The organism is Ruegeria sp. BHSC037 (genome assembly GCF_059613045.1).
In genome coordinates, this window is the sequence record NZ_JBXWRT010000011.1 from 13,623 (window position 1) to 37,929 (window position 24,307).

A 24,307-nucleotide genomic window follows, 5' to 3' on the forward strand; every position below is an offset into this window, starting at 1 on the left:
CAAATGCTGCGCGGCAGCTAATGACGAAGGTGCGCCCGAGCAAGGCACAAAATTGCATGTGTCCCATGCAGATTTTGCAAGGGTCCCGATACCTGAAAAAGCCATGAAAAAAAGGTGAAAAATGACCCCCGAGCCATGTCGATTTCAGACCTTTCGGCGTCGGATTCAGGCCGCCGTGTCGCAGGTGGAGCATAGGTGTCGTTTTTGGGTGTGGTGTCAATTCGCTTGGAAAATGTTCACGCTTCGTGCTAATCGATGAAAAAGATCACGAAAACCCGAGCAGGCCGAGGCACAACATGCGAATTCTGGGCATCGATCCGGGGCTGCGCACCCTGGGATGGGGCGTCATCGAATCACATGGCAGCCGGCTGAGCCACGTTGCCAACGGCCTGTGCAAATCCGACGGGGATGATCTGGGCGAGCGGCTTTTGTCGCTGCACAACCAGATCGTCGAGGTGATCGCCGAGCATCAACCCGACCAGGCAGCGATCGAACAGACCTTCGTCAACAAGGACGGCGCTGGGACGCTGAAGCTGGGTCAGGCGCGCGGAGTGGCGTTGCTGACCTTGGCGCAGGCCGGGTTGCCGGTGGGCGAATATGCGCCCAACCGGGTCAAGAAAACCGTGGTGGGCGTAGGGCACGCCGAGAAGGAGCAGATTCTGCACATGGTCAAACTTCAGCTGCCGGGATGCCAGCCCAAGGGGGCCGATGCGGCGGACGCGCTGGCGATCGCTATCTGCCATGCGTTTTACGGAGCGACGCCGCAGGCCCGCATCAAACAGGTGGTCTCATGATCGGCAAGCTGACAGGACGCATCGACTACCGCGCGGCGGATCACCTTCTGATCGACGTGCGCGGGGTCGGCTACATCGTCTATTGCTCGGACCGCACCATGGCGGCCCTGCCCGGCGTGGGCGAGGCGGTCTCGCTGTACACCGATCTGGTGGTGCGCGAGGACCTGATGCAGCTTTACGGCTTTCTGTCACTGGTCGAGAAAGAATGGCACCGGCTGCTCTGCTCGGTTCAGGGGGTGGGGGCCAAGGTGTCGCTGGCCATTCTGGGGGCGCTGGGGCCGGACGGGGTCAGCCGGGCCATCGCGCTAGGCGATTGGGGCGCGGTAAAGGCGGCCAAGGGTGTCGGGCCTAAGACCGCGCAGCGCATCGTGCTGGACCTGAAAGACAAGGCGCCCGGCGTCATGGCGATGGGCGGCACGGTGACCGAGGCAATGGACGGCCCCGTGGCCGAGGTGGTTGAACCCGCAGACCCGGCGCCGGCCCCCGTGCGGTCCCCGAAACCCGGCGCGGGTGCGGCGTCGGCGGGTGCTTTGTCGGCGCTGTCGAACCTGGGCTATGGCCCGTCCGAGGCCGCCTCTGCCGTGGCCGAGGCCGCCGCCAATCTGCCCGATGCCGGCGAGGCCGAATTGATCCGCGCGGCGTTGAAACTGCTGGCTCCGAAAGGCTGAATGAATGGTTGATGCCGACCCGACCCTGCGCCCGCAGCCTCTGCCCGAGGACAACGACCGCGCCTTGCGCCCGCAGGGGCTGGACGAATTCATCGGCCAGGCCGAGGCGCGGGCCAATCTGCGCATCTTCATCCAGTCGGCCCGCCAGCGGAACGAGGCGATGGACCACACGCTGTTCCACGGCCCTCCGGGCTTGGGCAAGACGACGCTGGCGCAGATCATGGCGCGCGAACTTGGGGTGAACTTCCGCATGACCTCGGGGCCGGTTCTGGCCAAGGCCGGGGATCTTGCGGCGATCCTGACCAACCTCGAAGAGCGCGACGTGCTGTTCATCGACGAGATTCACCGCCTGAATCCGGCGGTGGAAGAGGTGTTGTACCCGGCGATGGAGGATTTCGAGCTGGATCTGGTGATCGGCGAGGGCCCCGCGGCCCGCACCGTGCGGATCGAGCTGCAGCCCTTTACCCTGGTCGGGGCGACCACGCGGATGGGCCTGCTGACCACCCCGCTGCGCGACCGGTTCGGTATTCCCACCCGGCTGCAATTCTACACCGTGGACGAGCTGCACGAGATCGTCACCCGCAACGCCCGCAAGCTGGGCGCGCCGGCCGATGACGACGGTGCGCGCGAGATCGCGCGCCGGTCGCGGGGCACCCCCCGTATCGCCGGACGGCTGCTGCGGCGGGTCGTGGATTTCGCCATTGTCGAAGGCGACGGTCGCATCACGCGCGAGCTGGCCGATGGCGCGCTGACGCGGCTGGGCGTCGACAATCTGGGTCTGGACGGGGCCGACCGCCGCTATCTGAAACTGATCGCCGAGAATTATGGCGGTGGCCCGGTGGGGATCGAGACCTTGTCGGCCGCCCTTTCGGAAAGCCGCGACTCGCTGGAGGAAGTGATCGAGCCCTATCTGCTGCAACAAGGCCTGATCCAACGCACGCCGCGCGGCCGGATGCTGGCGCAGAAGGCCTGGACGCATCTGGGCATGGCCGCGCCTAAGGGGCAGAGCGACCTGTTTGGTTGAAGCCGCCGGCCTCAGACTTTAAGGCTGGGGCGAGAGAATTTTCAAAAGACGAAGGGCAGGGCGTGACACCCGAAGAGATCCAGGCGCTGTTTACCCGATCCGATGGCGCGTTCCTGTTTGCGCGCTGGGGCCGTCCGATCGTGCCTATCGTGTTCGGGGTCGAGGATGAAACCCTGGCCACGGTCAAGGGCGCGTTCGAGGCGGTGGTTGCGCTGGCCGATCACAAGATGGCCGAGACCGACCCCGAACTGGGCGCGAACTGCATGGTTTTCTTCTTTCGCGAGTGGAGCGAGTTGCCCGAGGTTCCAGACCTGGATCGTCTGATACCCGATCTTGTCCCGCTGGTTGCGCGGCTGGAGGGCGCCGGGGCGAACCAGTACCGGATTTTCCGCTTCGACGAAGACGGCGCGATCCGAGCGGCTTTCGTCTTTCTGCGGATGGATCGCGAGTTGTCGAAGGTGCCGGCTGAAACCCTGGCCCTTTCGCAGGTCGTTCAGACCATTTTGCTGTGGTCCGACACGGCGTTCCGCGACCGCTCGCCCCTGGCCGTGGCGGGCGAGACGACGATCCTTCGGCCCGACATTGCCGGGCTGATCCGCGCCGCCTATGATCCGGTTCTGCCGGCGGTGGCACAGGACCCTTCGCACGCGCTGCGCCTGTTTGCCCGGATGGAGCGTCCGCAATGAAACACGTCTTTCCCATTCGCGTCTATTACGAGGACACCGACATGGGAGGCGTCGTCTATCACGCCAACTACCTGCGCTATATCGAGCGCGCCCGGTCGGATTGGGTCCGGAATCTGGGCAATGACCAGAACGCAATGCGTGAGGCGGGTGTCGTCTGGGTCGTGCGGCGCGTCGAGGCCGACTATCTTGCCTCGGCCAGGTTCGACGACGAGTTGATCGTCGAGACCGAGGTCGTCGCGATCTCGGGCGTGCGTCTGACCATGGCACAGCTGATCCGTCGGGGTGACACCGAGATCTTCCGCGCCACCGTCACCGCCGTCTGCATCAACAAGGACGGCAAGCCGATCCGGTTGCCGGCAGAGATTCGCGCATTGATGTAACAATTTGCTCAGGCCCGGCGGTTCTGATGGCATTTTGCACGCAACTGCGCTAGCGTTCGGTAAAACAAGGCCGAACAACGGCCGTCAGGCAAAACAAAGAGCAGGTTCATGGAAGCTGAAACGCTGGCGCTTGCGCAGGAGATCGATTTCTCCATGTGGGGGCTGTTTGCCCGCGCGACATTCATCGTCAAAGTCGTGATGCTGATGCTGGTCGTCGCATCCTTCTGGTCGTGGTCGATCATCATTCAACGGCTGATCAACTATCGCGCGGCCCGGCGCGAGGCGGAGGCATTCGATCAGGCCTTCTGGTCGGGCAATCCGCTGGACGAACTGTTCGAGCAGATCGGACCGCAGCCCGATGGCGCATCGGAAAAGATCTTCGCGGCCGGGATGATCGAATGGCGCAGGTCGCATCGCAACGACGGCGGGCTGATCGCGGGGGCCACGGCCCGTATCGACCGGTCGATGGACGTGGCCATAGCGAAAGAGGCCGAAAAGCTGAACAAGGGCCTGCCGATCCTGGCCACGGTGGGGTCCACCGCGCCCTTCATCGGGCTGTTCGGCACGGTCTGGGGCATCATGAACGCCTTCATCGAAATCGCCGAGCAGCAGAACACCAATCTGGCCGTCGTGGCGCCGGGCATCGCCGAGGCGCTGTTGGCCACCGGTTTGGGCCTGCTGGCGGCGATTCCGGCAGTGATCTTCTACAACAAGCTGAGCGCGGACAGCGACCACATCGTCGGTGGATACGAGGCATTCGCCGACGAATTCGCGACCATCCTGTCACGCCAGTTGGACAGCTGACATGGGCGCGGCGATGCAGCAATCGTCGGGCGGCAACGGGCGTCGCCGCGGACGCCGCCGCGGGCGTGCCCAGCCGATGGCCGAGATCAACGTCACCCCCTTCGTGGATGTGATGCTGGTGCTGTTGATCATCTTCATGGTTGCCGCCCCGCTGATGACGGTGGGTGTTCCGGTCGACCTGCCCAAGACGGCGGCCAGCGCCTTGCCCGGCGACAACGAGGAACCGCTGACCGTGACCATGACGGCGGATGGGCGGGTGCAGATTCAGACCACGGACGTCGCGCGTGACGAACTGGTCGGCAAATTGCGCGCCATCGCGGCCGAGCGAAGCAGCGACCGCGTGTTTCTGCGGGCCGACGGCGCGATCCCATATGCGCAGGTCATGCAGGTCATGGGCGCGTTGAACGCGGGAGGCTTTTCCAATGTGGGCCTGGTCACCGACACCGGCGGACCGTCGCTGGACGAAGGCCAAGAGTGAGGCCGCGCGGTGGATACCGGCACCAAGATTTCGGCGATTGCCCACGTCACCCTGATCGGCTGGGCCTTGTTCGGCGGCACCTTCCGCTCCGAGCCTCTGCCGATGGCCGTACAGGAGGTGTCGGTGATCTCGGCCGAGCAATTCGCGGCGCTGACTGCACAGCGGGAGGCTCCGGCGGTGGCGGTGGCGCCTGGTGGGCTTGAAACTCCGGACGCAGAACCCCCGGCGCCTCAGCTCCCTGAGCCGGTTGATGAGGAACCACCGCGACCCGAAACCGTGACTCCGCCGGAACCAGACCCCGAGCCTCAGCCCGTCCCCGTCGAGGCACCGCCCGAGCCGGAAATCATCGAACAGCCCCCGGTTCTGGCGGAGCCCGAACCCGAGATGGCCGTTTTGCCCGCCTTGCCCGAGTCTCAGCCGCGCCCCGCCGACAAGATCGCGCCGGAACCCATCGCGCCGCCACCGCCGGATGCCAAGCCCGATGACATCGAAACACCGGCCGTTTCATTGGATGAGGGCGCCGAGACCCAGCAAGAACAACAGGATCAGACCGCCCCTGAAGAGGCGACCGACCAGATCGTGACCGAAGCGGAACAAGGCAAGGACCTGTCGCCCCAACGTTCGCCGCGCCCGCGGGTACGGCCCAGCCGGCCGCAACCAACCGCTCAGGCCGAGGTGGCCGAGACCAATACACCATCCGAGCCGGCCCCGCAGGATCAGGCCGCCATCAACGATGCCCTGGCCGAGGCGCTGGGTGCCGCCGAGGAACCGGCCGGCCCGCCCCTGACAAGCGGCGAGAAAGACGCGATGCGTCTGGCCGTATCGCGGTGCTGGAATGTGGGGTCCCTCTCGACCGACGCCCTGCAAACCGTCGTCGTGGTCGGCTTTTCGCTGAACCGCGACGGCACGATCGTTGCGGGCAGCCTGCGGATGCTGGACAGCTCGGGCGGGTCGGCGGGCGCCGCGAAACAGGCATACGAGGCCGCCCGACGCGCGATTTTGCGCTGTGGTGCCAAAGGATACGACCTTCCTGCTGACAAATACGCGCATTGGAAGGATATTGAGATCACCTTCAATCCCGAGAGGATGCGGATCAAATGATGAAACTACTGACCAGCCTCCTTGTCGGCCTGACCTTGCTGTCGGCCCCGGCGTCTGCCCAGACAGGGCCGCTGAGGCTGGAGCTGGATCAAGGCATCATCGAACCGATGCCCTTCGCTGTGCCGAACTTCGTGCCCGATACCCCGGCCGCCACGCAATATGCCACCGACATCAGCCGCGTGGTCGCCACCGATCTGACCGGCACCGGCCTGTTCCGCGAAATCGCGCCCGAGGCCTTCATCAGCCAGGTCAGCAGTTTCGAGGCCCCGATCCAGTTCGCTGACTGGAAGGCGATCAACGCCGACGCGCTGGTGACCGGCGCGGTGAACCTCTCGGGCAATACCCTGACGGTGCGGTTCCGGCTGTGGGACGTGTTTTCGGGGCAGGAACTGGGCAACGGGTTGCAGTTTTCGGGCCCGATCGATGGATGGCGGCGGATGGCGCACAAGGTGGCCGATCAGGTCTATAGCCGCATCACGGGCGAGGGTGGCTATTTCGACAGCCGCGTCGCCTATGTGTCGGAAAGCGGCCCCAAGGATCAGCGGCGCAAACGGTTGGCCATCATGGACTACGACGGCGCCAATGTGCAGTACCTGACCGACAGTGCCGCCATCGTTCTGGCGCCGCGCTTTTCACCGGCGGGCGACCGGCTGCTGTACACCAGCTATGAAAGCGGCCGCCCGCGCATCTATCTGCTGGATGTGGGCCGGGTGAAAAAGCAGGAGCTGAAAACGCAGGACGGCACCATGAGCTTTTCGCCGCGGTTCTCGCCCGACGGTCGCTCGATCGTCTATTCGCTGACCCAGGGCGGCAATACCGACCTGTGGAAGATGGATCTGGCCTCGGGGCAGAGCGTACGCCTGACCAATACGCCTGCCATCGAAACCGCGCCAAGCTATTCGCCGGACGGTTCGCGGATCGTCTTTGAAAGTGATCGGTCGGGCCAGCCTCAGTTGTATGTGATGCCCGCCAATGGCGGCGAGGCGACCCGCATAAGCTTTGGCCAGGGCCGCTATGGCACACCGGTCTGGTCGCCGCGGGGCGATCTGATTGCCTTCACCAAGCAGAACAAGGGCCGCTTCCACATCGGCGTGATGCGCGTGGACGGCAGCGAAGAGCGTCTGCTGACCGCCTCGTTCCTGGATGAAGGTCCGACCTGGTCGCCCAATGGCAGGGTCATCATGTTCACCCGCGAAACACAGGGGGCCAGCGGGCGGTCTACGCTGTATTCGGTCGACATCTCGGGGCGCAACCTACGCCCGGTCCGCACACCGGACGGGGGCAGCGATCCGTCATGGGGGCCGTTGTTGAAATGAACTGATCGTCAATGATGGCGACGTTCACAAGGTACCTTGGCTGTGATAGACAGGCGTCAAACAACAAAATGGAACCAGAGGCGATTGAAATGAACGTATTGAGCAAGATCGCGGCACTGGGCGCGCTGGCGCTGGTGACCGCCTGTACCAACAATGATCCTTCGGCCCTGGGCGGGGCAGGCGGGGCCGGGGCGCTGGTGCCGGGTTCGGCCAGTGATCCGCGCTCGCCGGCCTATTTCCAGCAGGCGGTCGGTGACCGGGTTCTGTTCGCGGTCGATCAGTCCACGCTGACGCCCGAGGCGCGGACCATTCTGCAGGGCCAGGCCGATTGGCTGCTGGCCAATACCGACTATACCGCCACCATCGAAGGCCATGCCGACGAACAGGGCACGCGGGAATACAACCTGGCGCTGGGCGCCCGCCGGGCCAATGCCGCGCGCGAGTTTCTGATTTCGCGCGGGGTGGCCGGGAACCGCCTGCAGACCATCAGTTATGGCAAAGAGCGCCCGATCGAGATTTGCAGCACCGAGGAATGCTACTCCAAGAACCGCCGCGCGGTGACGGTGCTGACCGGTTCGACCGCGGGGTGACGGTATGAAGGTTGCAGGTTTGGTGCTGGCGGCGGCCCTGACCGTCGCCACCGGGGCGCAGGCGCAGGATCAGCAGACCCTGGCGGATATCCGGCAGGAGCTGACCGTGCTGCATGTAGAAATCCAGCGGCTCAAGCGCGAGTTTTCGACCACCGGCGCGCCCGCGCCAAACCTGTCCGGCAGCTCGATCCTGGAACGGGTTGATGCGATTGAGGCCGAATTGCAGCGGCTGACCCGCCAGACCGAGCAGTTGAACCAGCGTATCCAGAACATCGTGAGCGACGGCACCAACCGGATCGGTGATCTCGAGTTTCGGCTTTGCGAGCTGGAGCCGGGCTGTGAGTTCAGCGGCGAGCCGACCGCGCCCCTTGGCGGCGAGGACGCCGCGACGATCGTCACCCCACCGGCGCCGAACATCGCAGAGGGTGCCGGCCAGGTCGAGCTTGCCGTGGGCGAGCAGGCCGATTTCGACGAGGCGGCGCAGGCCCTGGCCGATGGTGATTTCCAGACGGCCGCCGACCTGCTGGCGCAATTCGACGCCAAGTATCCTGGCAGCCCGCTGGCCGCCGAGGCCAATCTGCGCCGCGGTCAGGCGTTGGAAGGGCTGGGGGACACGCGTGAAGCCGCGCGGGCGTTTCTGGCAAGTTTTACCGTCGAATCCGAGGGTCCCGTAGCCCCCGAGGCCCTGTACGAACTGGGCGCTGCGCTGGGCCGTCTGGGACAGGTCGAACAGGCCTGCATAACCTTGGGCGAGGTTTCGGTGCGCTTTCCCGATTCGGGTTTCGTTTCCGCGGCGTCGCAGGAAATGGCGTCGCTGGACTGCTCTTGACCCGCGACACCGAGAGCCTTCTTTCCGGGCTTCGGACGCGGCTGCCCAGCCCCTTGCCGCCTCGGCTGGGAGTCGCGGTTTCGGGCGGCAGCGATTCAACCGCCCTGTTACATTTGCTGGCGCGCGTCGCAGGGGGTGAGGGCATCCGCCTGTTCGCGGCCACGGTGGACCACGGCTTGCGTCCCGAGGCCGGGGATGAAGCGGCCCGGGTGGCTGCGCTGTGCGAACAGATGAATATCCCGCACACGATCCTGGAATGGAGGGATTGGGACGGGTCAGGCAACCTGCAGGATCAGGCCCGGCGGGCGCGGTATCAATTGCTGCGCGGTTGGGCGGCGGAACGGGGCATAGCGGCCATCGCCCTGGGGCACACGGCGGATGATCAGGCTGAAACCGTTCTGATGCGCCTTGCCCGCGCGGCTGGCGTTACCGGCCTGTCGGCCATGCCCATGATGCGGGACATGGGAGGCGTCACCCTGTATCGGCCCTTGCTGTTTGCCACCCGTGCCGATCTGCGCGCCTATCTGGACACGGAAGGGGTCAGCTGGGCAGAGGACCCTTCGAATCAGGACCGTCGGTTCGACCGGATCAAGGCCCGGCAGGCGCTGGCGGGCTTGTCCGAACTGGGGATCACTGCCGAAACTCTGGCGCGCGTCGCTGAGAACATGGGACGGGCAGATCAAGCCTTGCAACGATATGCGCGGGAAATGGCCCAGAGCATCGCGACCCAGCACGCGGGTAGTATCCAGTTGGACCGGGCGGGCTTCGCCGCCGCTCCGCCAGAAGTTCAGCGACGGCTGGTCGTGGGGTTCGTGCGTTGGATCGCGGGGGAAGACTACCCTCCGCGTCAGGCCACGGTCGCGCGCGCGATGGCCGCGATTGCGGCAGGGCAAGCCGCTGTGATCGGAGGATGCCAGATCGTTCCGTCCGGGAAATTTGCGTGGATTTGCCGAGAGCTGAACGCCGTGTTCGGGAAGGTTGCCAGGCCGGGCGACCTCTGGGATGGGCGCTGGATTCTGCGCGGGCCGGACACCGACGGCACCGAGACGCGCGCGCTGGGCGAGGTTGGACTGAGACAGTTACCGGACTGGCGCGCCGAGGGATTGCCGCGGGTCGTGCTGAGTTCGACGCCCGCGGTCTGGCGGGGCGATCACCTGCTGTCGGCGCCGCTGGCTGGTCTGGCCAATGGCTGGATGGCTGAAATCGTCCCCGCGCGGGCCCAGGTTCAGGCCGCGTTTTTATCGCATTGAACCTGCGCCAATCATCTCTATTTTAAGGGTCAACACGGCAGGTTGTGATCTGCCGAAGTCTTTTGGGAGATATTTCTTGGGCAACGCGCGCAACATCGCCTTCTGGGTCGTTCTGTTCCTGCTGATCCTTGCATTGTTCAACCTGTTCAGCGGTCCAGGTGGAACGCTTCAGAGCAACGAACGCACCTATTCCGATTTCGTCAGCGCCGTCGAAGCGGGCGACGTCAAGAACGTGACGCTGGACGGGGAACAGATCCGCTATACCACGGGGTCCGGCGGCAACTATGTCACGATCAAACCCGGCGATGCCGAGGTCACCAAGCTGCTGATCGAGAAAGACATCCCGGTTCGGGCAGAGAAGCAACAGCAATCGGGTTTCCAGTCGTTCCTGATCACGCTGCTTCCCTTCCTGCTGTTGATCGGTGTCTGGGTCTATTTCATGAACCGGATGCAGGGTGGCGGCAAAGGCGGTGCCATGGGCTTTGGCAAGTCCAAGGCCAAGATGCTGACCGAAAAGCATGGCCGCGTGACCTTTGACGATGTGGCGGGCATCGACGAGGCCAAGGAAGAACTGGAAGAGATCGTCGAGTTCCTGCGCAACCCGCAGAAATTCTCGCGCCTTGGCGGCAAGATCCCCAAAGGCGCGCTGTTGGTCGGCCCTCCGGGTACCGGTAAGACGCTGCTGGCCCGAGCGATTGCGGGTGAGGCCGGCGTGCCATTCTTCACCATCTCGGGTTCGGACTTCGTCGAGATGTTCGTGGGTGTCGGTGCATCCCGTGTGCGCGACATGTTCGAACAGGCCAAGAAGAATGCGCCTTGCATCGTCTTCATCGACGAGATCGACGCCGTGGGTCGCCACCGTGGCGCCGGTTACGGCGGTGGCAACGACGAACGCGAACAGACGCTGAACCAGCTGCTGGTCGAGATGGACGGGTTCGAGGCCAACGAAGGCGTCATCATCCTGGCAGCAACCAACCGCAAGGACGTGCTGGACCCGGCGCTACTGCGCCCCGGTCGGTTCGACCGTCAGGTGACCGTCGGCAATCCCGATATTAAAGGACGCGAGAAGATCCTTGCGGTGCATGCCCGCAAGACGCCGCTTGGCCCGGATGTCGATCTGCGCATCATCGCGCGCGGCACACCCGGGTTCTCGGGCGCCGACCTTGCCAACCTGGTGAACGAGGCGGCTTTGATGGCCGCGCGGGTCGGTCGGCGTTTCGTGACCATGGAGGATTTCGAGAACGCCAAGGACAAGGTGATGATGGGGGCCGAGCGCCGCTCGATGGTGTTGACTCAGGACCAGAAGGAAAAGACCGCCTATCACGAGGCAGGCCATGCCGTTGTCGGCATGACCCTGCCGCTGTGCGATCCGGTCTACAAGGCCACGATCATTCCGCGCGGCGGTGCGCTGGGCATGGTGGTCAGCCTGCCCGAGATGGACCAGCTGAACTATCACAAAGACGAGTGCGAGCAGAAGCTGGCCATGACCATGGCGGGCAAGGCCGCCGAAGTCATCAAATACGGCGAGGATCACGTCTCGAACGGCCCGGCCGGCGACATCATGCAGGCCAGCCAGCTGGCGCGGGCCATGGTGATGCGCTGGGGCATGTCCGACAAGGTCGGCAATATCGACTATGCCGAGGCGCATGAGGGCTATCAGGGAAATACCGCCGGGTTCTCGGTTTCGGCCCATACCAAGGAGTTGATTGAGGAAGAGGTCAAGCGCCTGATCCAGCAGGGATACGAGCGCGCGCACCAGATCCTGACCGACCATCACGAGGAATGGGAGCGTCTGGCGCAGGGCCTTCTGGAATACGAAACCCTGACCGGAGACGAGATCAAGCGGGTGATGAAGGGCGAGCCACCGCACGCAGGCGATGACGAAAGCGGTACACCCGATCAGGGTGGCGCGGCCAGCGTGACGGCAATTCCGAAGACCAAGCCCAAGAAATCTCCGCCCGAGGGCGGGATGGAGCCCGAACCCACTGCCTGACGCAAAAAACCCGGCCCACGCGCCGGGTTTTTTCTTGCCTTTCCTGCAATGGGACGCAGGCTGCGACGGATAAACCGACAGACAAGGAAACTCCCATGCCCGTTTTGCGCGAAACCGATTTCAAGGCTACGGTCGTCTGGCTGGGGCATGTCCCGGCCGGGGACTCTCTGCGTGCCCGCTCGGTAGACCGGCTGGACCTTGATTTCGCGGGCGACAGCGGTGCGCGCCATCAAGGGCTGAACCGCCCTTCCTGCGTGCGGGTCAGCAACCTGTATCCACGGGGCACGGAGATCCGCAACGTGCGCCAGTTGACGATCCTGTCGGCCGAGGAACTGGCCGATATCGCCGACGAAATGGGTATCGACAGCTTGGACCCGGGTCTGCTGGGGGCCAGCGTCGTTGTGCAGGGGATTCCGGATTTTACCCATGTCCCGCCATCCTCTCGCCTGCAGGCCAGCGGCGGGATGACACTGACCATCGACATGGAAAACCGCCCCTGCGTGCTGCCTGGCCGCGAGATCGAGGCTGACGCGCCCGGCCATGGCGCTGGGTTCAAGCCAGCCGCACAAGGGCGGCGCGGGGTGACGGCCTGGGTCGAACGACCGGGGGCCGTGACGCTGGGCGACACCCTGACCCTGTTTGTTCCCGATCAGCGCCCCTGGTCGCCCTGACGCGCAAGCGTTTCCCATTCGAAACCGCTGAACGGTGACAACGCCGTTTCGCGGCTCGAAAATGTCGGAATCCACATCCATTCCCGCAGAGCACGACGGTATGGGTTGAACAGCACCGGCGCTTGGCGTCGGTTTTGCACGGAATTCAATCAGGGACCTTGCCCAATGAGCTACAAATCCGACATTGAAATCGCGAGAGAGGCGAAAAAGCTGCCGATCCAGGAGATCGGGGCCAAGCTGGGCATCTCCAGCGACGATCTGCTGCCCTATGGCCACGACAAGGCAAAGGTCAGCCAGAGCTTCATCAACTCGGTTCAGGACCGCGAGGACGGCAAGCTGATCCTAGTGACCGCGATCAACCCGACCCCGGCGGGCGAGGGCAAGACCACCACCACCGTCGGTCTGGGCGACGGCCTGAACCGCATCGGCAAGAATGCGATGATCTGCATCCGCGAGGCCTCGCTGGGCCCGAACTTCGGCATGAAGGGCGGTGCTGCGGGCGGCGGCTATGCGCAGGTCGTTCCGATGGAAGAGATGAACCTGCATTTCACGGGCGACTTCCACGCGATCACCTCGGCGCACTCGCTGCTGTCGGCGATGATCGACAACCACATCTATTGGGGCAACGAGCAGGAAATCGACGTGCGCCGCGTTGCCTGGCGCCGCGTGGTCGACATGAACGACCGCGCCCTGCGCCAGATCACCTGCTCGTTGGGTGGTGTGGCCAATGGCTTCCCGCGCGAAGGTGGGTTCGACATCACCGTGGCCTCAGAGGTGATGGCGATTCTGTGCCTGGCCAACGACCTGAAGGATCTGGAAAAGCGTCTGGGCGACATCATTGTGGCCTATCGCCGCGACAAGTCGCCGGTCTATTGCCGCGACATCAAGGCCGAGGGCGCGATGACCGTTCTGCTGAAGGACGCGATGCAGCCCAACCTGGTGCAGACGCTGGAAAACAATCCGGCCTTCGTGCATGGCGGCCCGTTCGCCAACATCGCGCATGGCTGCAACTCGGTCATTGCAACCAAGACCGCGCTGAAGGTGGCCGACTATGTCGTGACCGAGGCCGGTTTCGGGGCCGATCTGGGCGCCGAGAAGTTCATGAACATCAAGTGCCGCAAGGCGGGCATCGCGCCGTCGGCGGTGGTGATCGTGGCCACGGTGCGTGCGATGAAGATGAATGGCGGCGTGGCCAAGGCCGATCTGGGCGCCGAAAACGTCGCGGCTGTACAGTCGGGCTGTGCCAACCTGGGCCGCCACATCGAGAACGTGAAATCCTTCGGTGTGCCGGTCGTCGTCGCGATCAACCACTTCGTCACCGATACCGATGCCGAGGTTCAGGCGGTCAAGGATTATTGCGCCGAGCATGGGGTTGAGGCGGTTCTGTCGCGCCATTGGGAGCTGGGCTCGGAAGGGTCCGAGGATCTGGCCCGCAAGGTCGTGGAACTGGCTGATGCCGGCACCGCGAATTTTGCGCCGATCTACCCCGACGAGATGCCGCTGTTCGAAAAGATCGAGACCATAGCCAAGCGTATCTACCGCGCCGACGAGGTGCTGGCCGATGCCAAGATCCGCAACCAGCTGAAGGAATGGGAAGCCGCCGGATACGGCAACCTTCCGGTCTGCATGGCCAAGACCCAGTATTCCTTCTCGACCGATCCGGCGTTGCGCGGGGCACCCACCGGTCATTCGGTTCCGGTGCGCGAAGTACGCCTGAGCGCCGGTGCTGGCTTTATCGTGGTGGTGTGCGGCGAGATCATGACCATGCCCGGCCTGCCCCGCAAACCGGCGGCCGAGACGATCCGACTCAATGACGCAGGCCAGATCGAGGGCTTGTTCTAAGCCGCCGAATAAGACATCTCGTGGTCCGGGGAATCCCCGGGCCATGAGGAGATTGCGATGTCCACTCTGACACCGCCGCAGGACTGTAGAACCATGCAGGAACTGCGGAATCAGATCGACAAGCTGGACCGTCAGCTGATCGAGTTGCTGGTGACGCGCGCAACCTATATCGACCGCGCGTCCGAGCTGAAGCCGGGCGAGGGCCTTCCGGCCCGAATCCCTGAGCGTGTCGAAGACGTGGTGCAAAAGGTGCGTTCGAACTCGGTCGATTTGGGCCTGGACCCCGATCTTGCCGAAAGGCTGTGGCGCATCCTGATAGATTGGTCGATCGCGCGCGAAGAGCGTGTGCTTGGCCCGAACTGAACGAACCGGGTGCCGCATGCGCCCGGCCCGGTGTTTAAACAGAAGGGATCGAGGGATGGTAGCCCAGGTTATCGACGGCAAGGCGTTTGCAGCAAAGGTGCGCGCGCAGGTGGCCGACAAGGTCGCGAAGCTGAAAGAGGAACACGGCATCACGCCCGGTCTGGCCGTGGTGCTGGTGGGCGAGGACCCCGCCAGCCAGGTCTATGTCCGCTCGAAGGGCAAGCAGACCGTCGAGGTCGGCATGAACTCGTACGAGCACAAGCTGGACGCCGATACCTCCGAACAGGACCTGCTGGCGTTGATCGACAAGCTGAACAACGATCCGGCGGTGCATGGTATCCTGGTGCAGTTGCCGTTGCCCAAGCATCTGAATGAAGACCTGGTTATCAATGCGATCAACCCCGCCAAAGATGTGGATGGGTTCCACATTTCGAACGTGGGCCTGCTGGCCACCGGGCAGAAGGCCATGGTGCCCTGCACCCCGCTGGGCTGCCTCATGATGCTGCGGGATCATCATGGCTCGCTGTCCGGCTTGGATGCGGTGGTGATCGGTCGGTCGAACATCGTGGGCAAGCCGATGGCGCAACTGCTGCTGGGCGACAGCTGCACCGTGACCATCGCGCACAGCCGTACCAAGAACCTGCCCGACGTGGTGCGCAGTGCCGATATCGTCGTGGCCGCCGTGGGCCGCCCCGAGATGGTGCCCGGAGACTGGATCAAGGAGGGCGCAACTGTGATCGACGTGGGCATCAACAGGATCGAGCGCGATGGCAAGACCAAGCTGGTCGGGGATGTAGACTATGCAAGTGCGGCCGAACGGGCAGGTGCGATTACCCCCGTTCCGGGCGGTGTCGGACCGATGACGATCGCCTGCCTGCTGGCGAATACCCTGACGGCCTGCTGCCGGGAAAATGGTCTGCCCGAGCCCGAAGGTCTGACCGCATGACCACAGGTTGCGGCCAGAGCATGGCCGCAACCTGGCGACCGGCTGGACGCAATGGCCGGCCATCCTGACTGCTCGGATTGCACACGAATAGTTTACTGGCGACCGATCGTATTGGATGCCGGTCGGTTTCATGATAATTCCATCTTATCAGAGTGTTGAAAGGTGAACGCGCCCGGCAGTCCCGGCCTGAACGGTGTGGGATCGGGGTGGGGTGGTGAGTTGGAATGACGTCGATGTTGCGCGGTATCGGGGCCGAGTGCACGCCGCAACGGCTTGTGGCTGGTTTTGTCTTTGTTCCGTTGTTGGCCTACACGGTCAATCCGTTCAACGAACTGGAATTGTCCTACCCTCTGCGGTTGGCGTTTTGGACCGGACTCATGGCTCTGGCGATTCTGGCGGTCAGAAGTGGGCGAAAATTCGCCTTGCGACGTTTTGGGCATTTGGGAATGACGACGCGCGACTATGCCGTCGCGCTGATGATCATTTTGTTTTTTACGCCGGTGTTCTGGGCCTTCACCGTGCTCCTTTTTACGGCTTGCGGCTACCAGTCTCCGGGATTCGGCGCGGTCGGTGCCTATGGGGTGTTGTTGGGAACAGGCCTTGTTCTGGTGTCCAAAAGCAGCAGGAATGACTCTGCCGAGCAGCGGCCCATGGAATGCCCGCGTCTGGTTCGGCGCCTGCCCGAGGATTTCTCGGGCGACATTGTTCGGCTCAGCGCTCGGGGTCACCACGTCGACGTCGTGACGACGCAGGGGGTCTACACCGTGCGTCTTCGCCTGAGCGATGCCATGGACGAAATGGACCCGGTCATCGGCCATTGTGCGCACAGGTCTCATTGGGTGACCGAGGCAGCGGTCGAGGGTGTCGAGAAAGCCGGTGGCAAGCTGTTCCTGCGCCTTTGCAATGGCGATCTTGTCCCGGTCAGCCGGAAATACAAACCGAATCTGGAAGAAGCCGGTCTGGTCTGACCGGTCACCGCGTCATGGCGGTGAGGCGCGGCTGCACCCCGGTCAGGATCGCGCGCGCCTCGGGCCCCATCAAGCCGGACAAAGCGGTATCACTGCTGCGCAGCCCTCCGGTATAGGTGCCATAGGCCGGAAGAATCAGCCGCTGATCGTCGAAGAGAAACGCCGGACGTGTGATCAAACGGCCCCGGGCCCGCAGCCGCACCTTGGGGTGATAGTGACCCGAGACTTCGCCCTGCGCATCGTTTTGGGCGATGTGGCGAAATACCAGCGGCGCGCGGCGCCACTCGGCCAGGTGGGCGCCGCTCAGGGACACGGGCCCCGGATCGTGATTGCCCTCGATCCAGATCCACAGGCGGCCGGCCTGCAGGGTCGAGATCCGCAGACGGTCCGCCTCATCCAGCGTATCAGCGGCCTCAATGTCGTCGAAGCTGTCTCCAAGGCAGATCACGGTCTTGGCCCCGGTCCGCTCCAGGTCAGCGGTCAGGCGCGTCAGCGTGTCGCGGGTGTCATAGGGGGGCAGGGTTGGGCCGCCCCGCCGTGCCATGCGGGCCGATTTCCCCAGATGCAGGTCCGACACGCACAGCAGGTCATGATCGGGCCACCACAAGGCACCCGAGCCGAGGGCGTGCAGGCGCACGCCGGAAAACGAGAACGCGAGGCTGTTCATGGTCCGGTCCTTGCCTGATCCGCGCGTATTTTCAACCTGATTCTCAGTCCGGCGACAGACCCGCGGCCGCCAGCAGGCGGGCGCTTTCTTCGGCCAGAAGCCGTTCTTCGGCCGCGCCCTTGACCGGAACCTTTCCCACCTCGAGCAGCAACGGCGCCGCCAGCGGTGACACCCGATCCAGCCGGACCAGGTCGATCCGGTCGCCGATACGCGCGATCATCGCCTCGATCCGTCCGAAATCGACCAGCCCGCGCATGGCTTCTTCGCGGGTGATCTGCATCAGCAGGTGGTCGGGGTCGTATTTCAGCAGCGTGTCGTACAGGATGTCCGACGAAAAGGTCGCCTGCCGCCCGCTTTTGCGTTGGCCACCTGTATTGCGCTCGATCAACCCGGCGATGGTGGCCGAGGCGCGGAAAGTCCGCTTCATCACCGCATTGCCCGCCAGCCAGTTGTCCAACCCGTCGCGTAGGGCCTCGATCTGGAACAGGGGGCTGGGGTCGGTCACCGCGTCCAGGCCCCAGATCAGCGTGGCATAGTCGGTCGCGACAAAGCCCAGCGGGGCCAGCCCGGTTTCCTCCATCCGTTTGGTCAGCAGCAGGCCCAGCGTCTGTTGTGCGTTGCGTCCGGCAAAGCCGTAAACGCACAGGTTTTCGCGGCCGTCATTTGGAAAGCTCTCGATCAACAGCCGGTCACGCTCGGGCAGCCGCGACATCCGACGTTGCAGATCCAGCCATTCACCCGTATGTTCGGGCAGTTGCGGCCAGTCGGGCTGTGCGAACATCCGCAGGATGCGATCGCTCAGCTGAGTCGAGGTGGCGAACTTGGTGCCTGAGAAGGTGGCGACCTTGGGCTTTTTGTCCGCACGGCGCGTGACTTCGACAACCGTTTCGCGCAGTCCTTCATAGCGCACGATCTGACCGCCGATCAGGAAGGTGTCGCCGGGGGTCAGCGATGCGGCAAAGGCCTCTTCGACCTCGCCCAAGGGTTTGCCGCCCCGGTTGCGCTTCAGCCTGACCTTCAGGGTATCGCTGTCCTGGATCGTGCCCAGGTTCATGCGGATGCGTTGCGCCGCGCGAGGGTCGCGCAGCTGCCACAGCCCGTCGGGGCGCTGTTGCAGGCGCTGCCAGCGGTCATAGGCCCGCAGCGCATAGCCACCGGTGGCGCAGAACTCCAGACAGGCATCGAAGGCCGCGCGGGACAGATCGGCATAGGGCCCGGCCGAAGTGACCTCGGCATACAGGGCATCGGCATCGAACGGCCCGGCGCAGGCCGCGATCAGGATGTGTTGGCACAATACGTCACGCGGGCCAGAGCCGCGCGGCTCGCCGTCCAGGTCGTGTTCGCGCGCGGCCTCCAGCGCGGCAACACATTCGACCACCTCGAACCGGTTTGCAGGCACCAGCAGAGCCTTGGACGGCGCGTTGTAGCGGTGGTTGGCCCGCCCGATCCGCTGGACCAGGCGCTTGACGTTTTTGGGGGCGCCGATCTGGATCACAAGATCCACGTCGCCCCAGTCGATCCCCAGATCGAGGCTGCCGGTGCAGACGATGGCGCGCAGGTCTCCACGGACCATCGCCGCTTCGACCCGTTCGCGCTGTTGCCGGTCGAGGCTGCCGTGGTGGATGCCGATGGGCAGGCCTTCGTCATTGGCCAGCCACAGGTTGTGAAAGAAGATCTCGGCCTGGGCGCGGGTATTGTGGAAGATCAGCGTCGTCTTGTGCTGCCGGACCTGCTCCAGCACCGCCGGGATGGCATAGGCCGCGCCGCCCCCGGCCCACGGCGGCATTTCGGCCGTTTGCAACATGGCGATATCGGGGTCGGGGCTGGGGTCTGCCATAACGATGTTGCAAGGGTCGGGGTGGCGGGCCAGAAAGCGCGCGATGGCGTCCGGGTCCTCGACTGTGGCCGACAGGCCCACGCGCCGCAGATCGGGACACAGCGTCTGAAGGCGGGCCAGGGCCAGCATCAACTGGTCGCCCCGCTTGCTGTCGGCCAACGCGTGTATCTCGTCCACGATCACGCGCTGGACGCCCCGGAACATGCGCGGCGCGTCCTCGTAGGACGTCAGCAGCGCCAGGCTTTCCGGGGTCGTCAGCAGAATATGCGGCGGGTCCACGCGCTGGCGTTTCCTCTGGGTGGGGGTGGTGTCGCCGGTGCGGTCTTCGACCCGGATCGGCAACCCCATCTCATCGGCCGGGCCGCGCAGGTTGCGTTTGATGTCGGCGGCCAGCGCCTTGAGAGGCGAGACATAGATCGTGTGCAGCCCCTCATACCCATCGGCCAGTTCGATCAGCGAGGGTAGGAACCCGGCCATCGTCTTGCCGCCGCCCGTGGGCGCGATCAACAGCGTCGCCGGGGCCTGCGCCCTGTCGATCATGGCCTGTTGGTGCGGGTGGAGGGACCATCCCCTGGCAGAGAACCAGGCGTCTATTCGGGCGGGAGTCTGCGTCATGGACGCAGACTAGCCCGCCCGGTGTCAAAGCGGAATGCGGTTTGGGATCGTCTTATTTGACGATTTTCTCGTCCTTGACGAACATGTTCGCCCAGGCGCGGTCGATCAATTCGGGGCTCATCTGATAGGGGATGCCCTCGAACTCGCAGATCGAGATCATCTGGTCGATCAGGAAGATCGGCTGATAGTTCGCATAGACATTGTTGATGGTCGGGTATTTGACCTTCAACAGATGCACCAGCGCGGCCTCGTCCAGCGGCATTCCGCGCTTGCGGGCGACCATGGCAAAGATCTTCAGGAAGTTTTCCTGGTTCGGGCCGTCAATTTTGATCTTGAAGAAGATCCGGCGCAGCGCGGCCTGGTCGAAGATCTCGTTGGGGTGAAAGTTGGTCGAGAAGATAACCAGCGTGTCGAAGGGCACCTCGAACTTTTCACCAGACTGAAGACCCAGAATGTCCTTGCCTTCTTCCAGCGGAACGATCCACCGGTTGATCAGGGCCTGCGGCGGCTCGGCCTGGCGGCCAAGGTCGTCCACGATGAAGATGCCGCCGGTCGATTTCAGCTGCAGCGGCGCCTGATAGGTGCGTGCCGTAGGGTTGTAGACCAAGTCCAGCATGCTCAGCGACAGTTCACCGCCCGTGATCACCGTGGGGCGTTCACATTTGACATAGCGCGAGTCGAACCGCTTGCGGCGGCGCAGGCTGTTGGGGTCGTCGGGTTCGTCTTCGATCGCGTTGTGCACGATCGGATCATAGACGGTAATCACCTGGCCGGCATATTCGATCGCGCGCGGCACATAAACATTGTCGCCCAACGCATCGCGAATCCCGTTCGAGATTGAGGACTTACCGTTGCCCGGCGGACCATACATCAGGATCGACCGGCCAGCGCTGACCGCCGGCCCCAGATGGTCCAGAAGGCTGTCGGGCAGGACAAGATGACCCATGGCGCTGGTCAGTTGCTCGCGGGTGACTTGGATGTTGCGGATCGACTGGCGCTTGACCTGTTCGCGATAGGCATCCAGCGGCACGGGCATAGCGCCGAAATACTCGGACTGGCTCAGCGCATCCAGCGCCCGCGCCTTGCCGGCATCGGTCAGTTGATAGCCCATCTCGTTTCCGCTGTTGGCGTTCAGCGTGCCGGTCGCCTCGAGCAGTTTTTGTTCGCGGGCGATATCGACCAGTTCCTGCGTGACCGATGCCGGCAAGCAGACCGCCTGGGAAATCTGTGTGACCGTGTCGACGTTCTTGCGGAAGATGGTCTTGAGAAGGATGTCCCGCATCATCACCAGCGGAAGCTGCATTTCCTCCAGCCCTTTCGGGGAAGGGGGGGCCATCACGGAAGTGGTCTGCATATTCATGAGCGCTGCTCGTCCATCAAAATGTCACACGATAGTCCCCTGTTAAGGGGCGGATGTGGAAAATCTGGCGCAGCTTTGTGGCAGCACAATGGCGCGGGCGCGGCGCAGGAAAGATGGTTTAAGAACCGTAAATGGCGCCGAGAATTAGGTAGATGGCCAGAGCCCCGGCAAGCGCCAGACCCATAGGGAATTTCTTGCCCTGGTCCCAGCTTTCCCATTCTGGCGCGAACCGGCGCAGGCCGGTATGTTTCGCCAGTCGGTGGGTCGTGAACGCTGCCAAGACCGTGGCCATCAGGATGGCGGCAACCGACAGAAGGTCGCCCAACCAAACATAGGGGGCGGCGGCGGCGCAGAATTTGGCGTCACCGGCCCCCATGACGCCTGCGGCGTTCAGCAGGATGCCAAGAAACAGGACCACGATCAGGTGATACAACTGCCAGGCGTAGACCGGCAGCGAAAAGGACAGCGGGCCGAGCGTTCCGTGCAGCCAATCGCCCGACCAGGGTGGAACCGCGATCAGGCCCACCACCGCGAACACGGCCGCCAAGGCGACGACCGCGTGGTTCTTGATGCGCATCTCACGCATGTCGGTAAAGGCGACATACAGGCAAATGGGCAGGACAAAGGGCAAGAACCACAGTGCCGCGGCAGAAGGGATGGTCATCTATCAGGCTTCCTCGAGTGCGCGCAACGATCGCACCGCCTCGTCGAAATACTGCGGGTGCGTCGCGATGGCCTCGCGGAACAGGTTCTTTGCCAGGTTTACGTCGCCGCGCTTGACGGCCGAGATCGCCATCGTGTTCAACAACTCGGCCCGTTCAGCCTGGGTCATGGGAATCACGGGCATGGAATAGTTGCCCTGTGCGGCTCGGGCCAAGACCAAATTGTTCTTGGCGGTGAACAGGTTTTTGTCCTGGCGGATGGCCTCGGTGAACAGCCGCTCGGCTTCGGCATACTGGCCGCGGCTCAGTTTGGAATACCCCCAATTGTTCATGACACCGGCCGGTCGGGTCGTCAGACCCACGGCAGTCTCATAGAAATGATCGGCGCGTTTCCAATCCTTGTTGGCATCGGCGACCAAGGCTTCGAGGCGGTATCGCTTAAAAGTCTCGTGCGTCGGCGGCACGGAATCAAGGACTGCCTTGGCATCTTTCCAGTTTCCGCTGCGGACCAGCGCATCCGCATATTCCACCCTGTCGGCGCTGGTGGCACCGGGCATCGTGGTCACGCGTTTCCACGCGACCGCGGCTTCGGTGCTGCGTTTGGCGCGAACCAGAGAAATGGCCAGCCCACGCTGCAGGTCGATCCGGTCGGGGTTCTTGCTGGCGGCGCCCTGGAAATAGGTGACGGCCTCGTCCGGGTTCGACGCATTCAACATCACGTCGTTCAGGTTGGTCTCGTCGATGACGTTCACTTCCTGGAACGTACGTTCGACCTTTTCCTGCTCGGTTTCCTTGGCGCAGGCCGTCAAGATCAGCCCGCATGCCGCGACTGTGGGAATCAGAAAGCTGTGGCGCATTTTTTGCGTCCCTTGCTGCTCGTGCCTCTGTTATCGGTTCCTGCGCAACAGGAATGCCCCATCCCCTTGTTGCTCAAGCCGGAATTCTTGTTCTTGCGTAGTATTATTAACAGGATTTTCCATTTTTGCGAGTGCCAAGCGCAGATTGTCCCGGATTGCGTCACTTTCGCCATTGTCCAGCGCATAGGCCCGTTGGAACACCTGCGAGGCTTCGGCATATTCACCGGTTTCCATCAGCAACACGCCCAGATTGTTCCAGGCGATCGGCCATTCCGGGTCTTTCTCCACGGCTTCGCGCAACAGCGGTTCCGCCTGGCCAAGACGCCTGAGCCCAAGATTGGCGGTGCCGATCGAGGTCAGGATCTCGGCGGTCATCCCTTCGACCAGCGCTGCGCGGGTGAAAGACTCCAGCGCCAGTTCGTATTCTCCGGCGGCCATCAGGCGGTTGCCGACGGCAACTTCGTCGACCGGGCCGCCCTTGGGGTCGATCCCCGGGGGGTAGGGGCCTTGGGTCAGGCCTGTCTCGGTACACGAAACCACCGCGGATGCGGCCGCGGTGGTTGTCAGGATGAAAATCCCTGTTCTTGTGACGCGAAGCAGCGACGTCTGCATCCGGCTATTTGCTCATGTTCGTAAAGTCCATGATCCCCTTGGCCGAAGGCCCGATCAGAATGATCAGCAGCGGCGGGACCGTCAGCATCATTGTGGCAAGCGTCATTTTGGTTGGCAACTTGTTTGCGGCCTCTTCCGCGCGCATAACCCGCTTGTCACGCATCTCGCCCGCATAGACCCGCAATGCATCGGCGATCGAGGTGCCGAAAGTCGCCGATTGGATCATCACGGTCACGAACGAGCTGACGTCCTGCACGCCGCAGCGGGTGCCGAAGTCGCGTAGAACCGTGTCCTTGTCCTTGCCCGCCTTCATTTCATAGGCAACGGTTTCAAATTCCTGGGCGATTTCCGGATAGGATGATTGCATTTCGGACGCCACGCGAACGATGGCCTGATCCAGCGACTGACCCGCTTCCACGCAGACTAGCATCAGGTCAAGCGTATCGGGGAAGCCGGCGGTGATGGCTTCTTTGCGTTCTTCGATGCGGCGCGTGATCCAGTATTTGGGGATGTAATAGCCGATGGCACCGGGCACCAGCACGCGGATCATCATCTGCTGGCCGGTAAATTCCTGCCCGTTGTTGAACACGGTGACCAGCAACACCCCGATAATGATGCCGGAAATTCCCAAAGCGAACTGCGCAAAATGGAAGAACCGAACCGCGTCCTTCGACCGGTAACCGGCCTGACGCAGCTTGAGCTCCATGGCGGAATATTCTTCCTGGTCCTTCGGCTCAAGAAAGTTGGCGAATTTCTCCAACTGTTCGTTGCGGCTTGAATTGCGCAGCTGGTCCTTTTTGCTCTTTTTTTCGCGCTTGGGCGCCGCGTTGGCGCGCTGCAGCTTCTTCAGAGGGTCTTCGGGCTGGTTCAGCAGAATGGGGATGGTGATTAGGATCATGAACAGGCCCAGCACGCCCACGACGATCAGCGGCCCGAACTCTCCCAACTGCTGGGTCAGAAAATCATTGATTTGGTTCAGGATTTCCATGCTTGC

25 protein-coding genes are annotated in these 24,307 nt (G+C 63.4%); 18 read left to right on the forward strand and 7 right to left on the reverse strand.

Annotated elements, in window-relative coordinates:
- Nucleotides 1-296: 296 nt before the first annotated feature.
- From ruvC to AC2FMN_RS11980, 18 genes are all read left to right on the forward strand, one after another.
- Nucleotides 297-794: a crossover junction endodeoxyribonuclease RuvC gene (gene ruvC, locus AC2FMN_RS11895; RefSeq protein ID WP_496681345.1), complete on the forward strand. Its 498-nt coding sequence runs from the start codon at nt 297-299 to the stop codon at nt 792-794.
- Nucleotides 791-1,462 (forward strand): Holliday junction branch migration protein RuvA, encoded by a 672-nt coding sequence (ruvA, locus tag AC2FMN_RS11900; RefSeq protein WP_496681347.1) that lies wholly within the window; start codon nt 791-793, stop codon nt 1,460-1,462. Before ruvC ends, ruvA begins: the two co-directional genes overlap by 4 nt.
- 4 nt (nt 1,463-1,466) lie before the next feature.
- Nucleotides 1,467-2,486 carry a Holliday junction branch migration DNA helicase RuvB gene (ruvB, locus tag AC2FMN_RS11905; RefSeq protein ID WP_149775762.1) on the forward strand — a complete coding sequence of 340 codons (1,020 nt, stop codon included), beginning with the start codon at nt 1,467-1,469 and terminating at the stop codon, nt 2,484-2,486.
- 62 nt (nt 2,487-2,548) lie between these two features.
- Nucleotides 2,549-3,172, forward strand: a complete 624-nt coding sequence (locus AC2FMN_RS11910) for a hypothetical protein (RefSeq protein WP_496688380.1) — start codon at nt 2,549-2,551, stop codon at nt 3,170-3,172.
- Complete coding sequence (gene ybgC, locus AC2FMN_RS11915; RefSeq protein ID WP_496681352.1) at nt 3,169-3,552, forward strand: tol-pal system-associated acyl-CoA thioesterase; 384 nt, start codon at nt 3,169-3,171, stop codon at nt 3,550-3,552. The genes AC2FMN_RS11910 and ybgC overlap by 4 nt, the downstream gene beginning before the upstream one ends.
- A 108-nt stretch (nt 3,553-3,660) precedes the next feature.
- Nucleotides 3,661-4,356: a protein TolQ gene (gene tolQ / locus AC2FMN_RS11920; RefSeq protein ID WP_496681354.1), complete on the forward strand. Its 696-nt coding sequence runs from the start codon at nt 3,661-3,663 to the stop codon at nt 4,354-4,356.
- 1 nt (nt 4,357) lies between these two features.
- Complete coding sequence (gene tolR, locus AC2FMN_RS11925) at nt 4,358-4,834, forward strand: protein TolR (protein ID WP_496688381.1); 477 nt, start codon at nt 4,358-4,360, stop codon at nt 4,832-4,834.
- 9 nt (nt 4,835-4,843) lie between these two features.
- On the forward strand, nt 4,844-5,935 hold the full coding sequence (tolA, locus tag AC2FMN_RS11930) for a cell envelope integrity protein TolA (RefSeq protein ID WP_496688383.1): 1,092 nt from the start codon (nt 4,844-4,846) through the stop codon (nt 5,933-5,935).
- The gene (tolB, locus tag AC2FMN_RS11935; protein ID WP_496688385.1) at nt 5,932-7,251 is read left to right on the forward strand and encodes a Tol-Pal system beta propeller repeat protein TolB; all 1,320 of its coding nucleotides are present in this window, start codon (nt 5,932-5,934) and stop codon (nt 7,249-7,251) included. Before tolA ends, tolB begins: the two co-directional genes overlap by 4 nt.
- Before the next feature lie 89 nt (nt 7,252-7,340).
- Nucleotides 7,341-7,841: a peptidoglycan-associated lipoprotein Pal gene (gene pal, locus AC2FMN_RS11940; RefSeq protein WP_496688387.1), complete on the forward strand. Its 501-nt coding sequence runs from the start codon at nt 7,341-7,343 to the stop codon at nt 7,839-7,841.
- Between the two features lie 4 nt (nt 7,842-7,845).
- The gene (gene ybgF, locus AC2FMN_RS11945; RefSeq protein WP_496688389.1) at nt 7,846-8,670 is read left to right on the forward strand and encodes a tol-pal system protein YbgF; all 825 of its coding nucleotides are present in this window, start codon (nt 7,846-7,848) and stop codon (nt 8,668-8,670) included.
- Nucleotides 8,667-9,920 carry a tRNA lysidine(34) synthetase TilS gene (gene tilS, locus AC2FMN_RS11950; protein WP_496688391.1) on the forward strand — a complete coding sequence of 418 codons (1,254 nt, stop codon included), beginning with the start codon at nt 8,667-8,669 and terminating at the stop codon, nt 9,918-9,920. The genes ybgF and tilS overlap by 4 nt, the downstream gene beginning before the upstream one ends.
- A gap of 76 nt (nt 9,921-9,996) precedes the next feature.
- A complete protein-coding gene (ftsH, locus tag AC2FMN_RS11955) occupies nt 9,997-11,913 on the forward strand; it encodes an ATP-dependent zinc metalloprotease FtsH (RefSeq protein ID WP_496681367.1) in 1,917 nt (638 codons plus the stop codon).
- 95 nt (nt 11,914-12,008) lie between these two features.
- Nucleotides 12,009-12,584, forward strand: coding sequence for an MOSC domain-containing protein (locus AC2FMN_RS11960; RefSeq protein WP_496688393.1), 576 nt, complete (start codon nt 12,009-12,011; stop codon nt 12,582-12,584).
- 165 nt (nt 12,585-12,749) lie between these two features.
- Nucleotides 12,750-14,426 (forward strand): formate--tetrahydrofolate ligase, encoded by a 1,677-nt coding sequence (locus AC2FMN_RS11965; RefSeq protein ID WP_496681371.1) that lies wholly within the window; start codon nt 12,750-12,752, stop codon nt 14,424-14,426.
- A 57-nt stretch (nt 14,427-14,483) separates the two neighbouring features.
- Complete coding sequence (locus tag AC2FMN_RS11970; RefSeq protein WP_496688395.1) at nt 14,484-14,789, forward strand: chorismate mutase; 306 nt, start codon at nt 14,484-14,486, stop codon at nt 14,787-14,789.
- Nucleotides 14,790-14,844: 55 nt separating this feature from the next.
- On the forward strand, nt 14,845-15,735 hold the full coding sequence (gene folD / locus AC2FMN_RS11975; RefSeq protein ID WP_496688397.1) for a bifunctional methylenetetrahydrofolate dehydrogenase/methenyltetrahydrofolate cyclohydrolase FolD: 891 nt from the start codon (nt 14,845-14,847) through the stop codon (nt 15,733-15,735).
- A gap of 233 nt (nt 15,736-15,968) precedes the next feature.
- Nucleotides 15,969-16,703: a LytTR family DNA-binding domain-containing protein gene (locus tag AC2FMN_RS11980; RefSeq protein ID WP_496688398.1), complete on the forward strand. Its 735-nt coding sequence runs from the start codon at nt 15,969-15,971 to the stop codon at nt 16,701-16,703.
- Nucleotides 16,704-16,707: 4 nt separating this feature from the next.
- Here AC2FMN_RS11980 and pdeM read toward each other — a convergent pair whose 3' ends face one another.
- From pdeM to AC2FMN_RS12015, 7 genes are all read right to left on the reverse strand, one after another.
- Complete coding sequence (gene pdeM / locus AC2FMN_RS11985) at nt 16,708-17,370, reverse strand: ligase-associated DNA damage response endonuclease PdeM (protein WP_496688399.1); 663 nt, start codon at nt 17,368-17,370, stop codon at nt 16,708-16,710.
- Nucleotides 17,371-17,413: 43 nt separating this feature from the next.
- A complete protein-coding gene (locus tag AC2FMN_RS11990; RefSeq protein WP_496688401.1) occupies nt 17,414-19,822 on the reverse strand; it encodes a ligase-associated DNA damage response DEXH box helicase in 2,409 nt (802 codons plus the stop codon).
- Nucleotides 19,823-19,874: 52 nt separating this feature from the next.
- Nucleotides 19,875-21,182 carry a DUF8689 domain-containing protein gene (locus AC2FMN_RS11995; protein ID WP_496688403.1) on the reverse strand — a complete coding sequence of 436 codons (1,308 nt, stop codon included), beginning with the start codon at nt 21,180-21,182 and terminating at the stop codon, nt 19,875-19,877.
- Between the two features lie 118 nt (nt 21,183-21,300).
- On the reverse strand, nt 21,301-21,846 hold the full coding sequence (locus AC2FMN_RS12000; RefSeq protein ID WP_496688405.1) for a prepilin peptidase: 546 nt from the start codon (nt 21,844-21,846) through the stop codon (nt 21,301-21,303).
- A gap of 3 nt (nt 21,847-21,849) precedes the next feature.
- Nucleotides 21,850-22,701 carry a tetratricopeptide repeat protein gene (locus tag AC2FMN_RS12005; RefSeq protein ID WP_496688407.1) on the reverse strand — a complete coding sequence of 284 codons (852 nt, stop codon included), beginning with the start codon at nt 22,699-22,701 and terminating at the stop codon, nt 21,850-21,852.
- 30 nt (nt 22,702-22,731) lie between these two features.
- Nucleotides 22,732-23,313 carry a tetratricopeptide repeat protein gene (locus AC2FMN_RS12010; RefSeq protein WP_496688409.1) on the reverse strand — a complete coding sequence of 194 codons (582 nt, stop codon included), beginning with the start codon at nt 23,311-23,313 and terminating at the stop codon, nt 22,732-22,734.
- Nucleotides 23,314-23,317: 4 nt separating this feature from the next.
- Nucleotides 23,318-24,301 carry a type II secretion system F family protein gene (locus tag AC2FMN_RS12015; RefSeq protein WP_496688411.1) on the reverse strand — a complete coding sequence of 328 codons (984 nt, stop codon included), beginning with the start codon at nt 24,299-24,301 and terminating at the stop codon, nt 23,318-23,320.
- Between the last annotated feature and the right edge of the window lie 6 nt (nt 24,302-24,307).

Excerpts from the sequence above, each read along its gene's own strand:
- ybgC (WP_496681352.1), top strand. The coding sequence starts at position 3,169 with ATGAAACACGTCTTTCCCATTCGCGTCTATTACGAGGACACCGACATG.
- AC2FMN_RS12005 (WP_496688407.1), bottom strand. The coding sequence starts at position 22,701 with ATGCGCCACAGCTTTCTGATTCCCACAGTCGCGGCATGCGGGCTGATC.
- pdeM (WP_496688399.1), bottom strand. The coding sequence starts at position 17,370 with ATGAACAGCCTCGCGTTCTCGTTTTCCGGCGTGCGCCTGCACGCCCTC.
- AC2FMN_RS11960 (WP_496688393.1), top strand. The coding sequence starts at position 12,009 with ATGCCCGTTTTGCGCGAAACCGATTTCAAGGCTACGGTCGTCTGGCTG.
- AC2FMN_RS11980 (WP_496688398.1), top strand. The coding sequence starts at position 15,969 with ATGTTGCGCGGTATCGGGGCCGAGTGCACGCCGCAACGGCTTGTGGCT.
- AC2FMN_RS11995 (WP_496688403.1), bottom strand. The coding sequence starts at position 21,182 with ATGAATATGCAGACCACTTCCGTGATGGCCCCCCCTTCCCCGAAAGGG.
- AC2FMN_RS12000 (WP_496688405.1), bottom strand. The coding sequence starts at position 21,846 with ATGACCATCCCTTCTGCCGCGGCACTGTGGTTCTTGCCCTTTGTCCTG.
- AC2FMN_RS11970 (WP_496688395.1), top strand. The coding sequence starts at position 14,484 with ATGTCCACTCTGACACCGCCGCAGGACTGTAGAACCATGCAGGAACTG.
- ruvC (WP_496681345.1), top strand. The coding sequence starts at position 297 with ATGCGAATTCTGGGCATCGATCCGGGGCTGCGCACCCTGGGATGGGGC.
- AC2FMN_RS11990 (WP_496688401.1), bottom strand. The coding sequence starts at position 19,822 with ATGACGCAGACTCCCGCCCGAATAGACGCCTGGTTCTCTGCCAGGGGA.
- ruvB (WP_149775762.1), top strand. The coding sequence starts at position 1,467 with ATGGTTGATGCCGACCCGACCCTGCGCCCGCAGCCTCTGCCCGAGGAC.
- ybgF (WP_496688389.1), top strand. The coding sequence starts at position 7,846 with ATGAAGGTTGCAGGTTTGGTGCTGGCGGCGGCCCTGACCGTCGCCACC.
- tolQ (WP_496681354.1), top strand. The coding sequence starts at position 3,661 with ATGGAAGCTGAAACGCTGGCGCTTGCGCAGGAGATCGATTTCTCCATG.
- AC2FMN_RS12010 (WP_496688409.1), bottom strand. The coding sequence starts at position 23,313 with ATGCAGACGTCGCTGCTTCGCGTCACAAGAACAGGGATTTTCATCCTG.
- AC2FMN_RS11965 (WP_496681371.1), top strand. The coding sequence starts at position 12,750 with ATGAGCTACAAATCCGACATTGAAATCGCGAGAGAGGCGAAAAAGCTG.
- tolB (WP_496688385.1), top strand. The coding sequence starts at position 5,932 with ATGATGAAACTACTGACCAGCCTCCTTGTCGGCCTGACCTTGCTGTCG.
- AC2FMN_RS12015 (WP_496688411.1), bottom strand. The coding sequence starts at position 24,301 with ATGGAAATCCTGAACCAAATCAATGATTTTCTGACCCAGCAGTTGGGA.
- pal (WP_496688387.1), top strand. The coding sequence starts at position 7,341 with ATGAACGTATTGAGCAAGATCGCGGCACTGGGCGCGCTGGCGCTGGTG.
- ruvA (WP_496681347.1), top strand. The coding sequence starts at position 791 with ATGATCGGCAAGCTGACAGGACGCATCGACTACCGCGCGGCGGATCAC.
- tolR (WP_496688381.1), top strand. The coding sequence starts at position 4,358 with ATGGGCGCGGCGATGCAGCAATCGTCGGGCGGCAACGGGCGTCGCCGC.
- folD (WP_496688397.1), top strand. The coding sequence starts at position 14,845 with ATGGTAGCCCAGGTTATCGACGGCAAGGCGTTTGCAGCAAAGGTGCGC.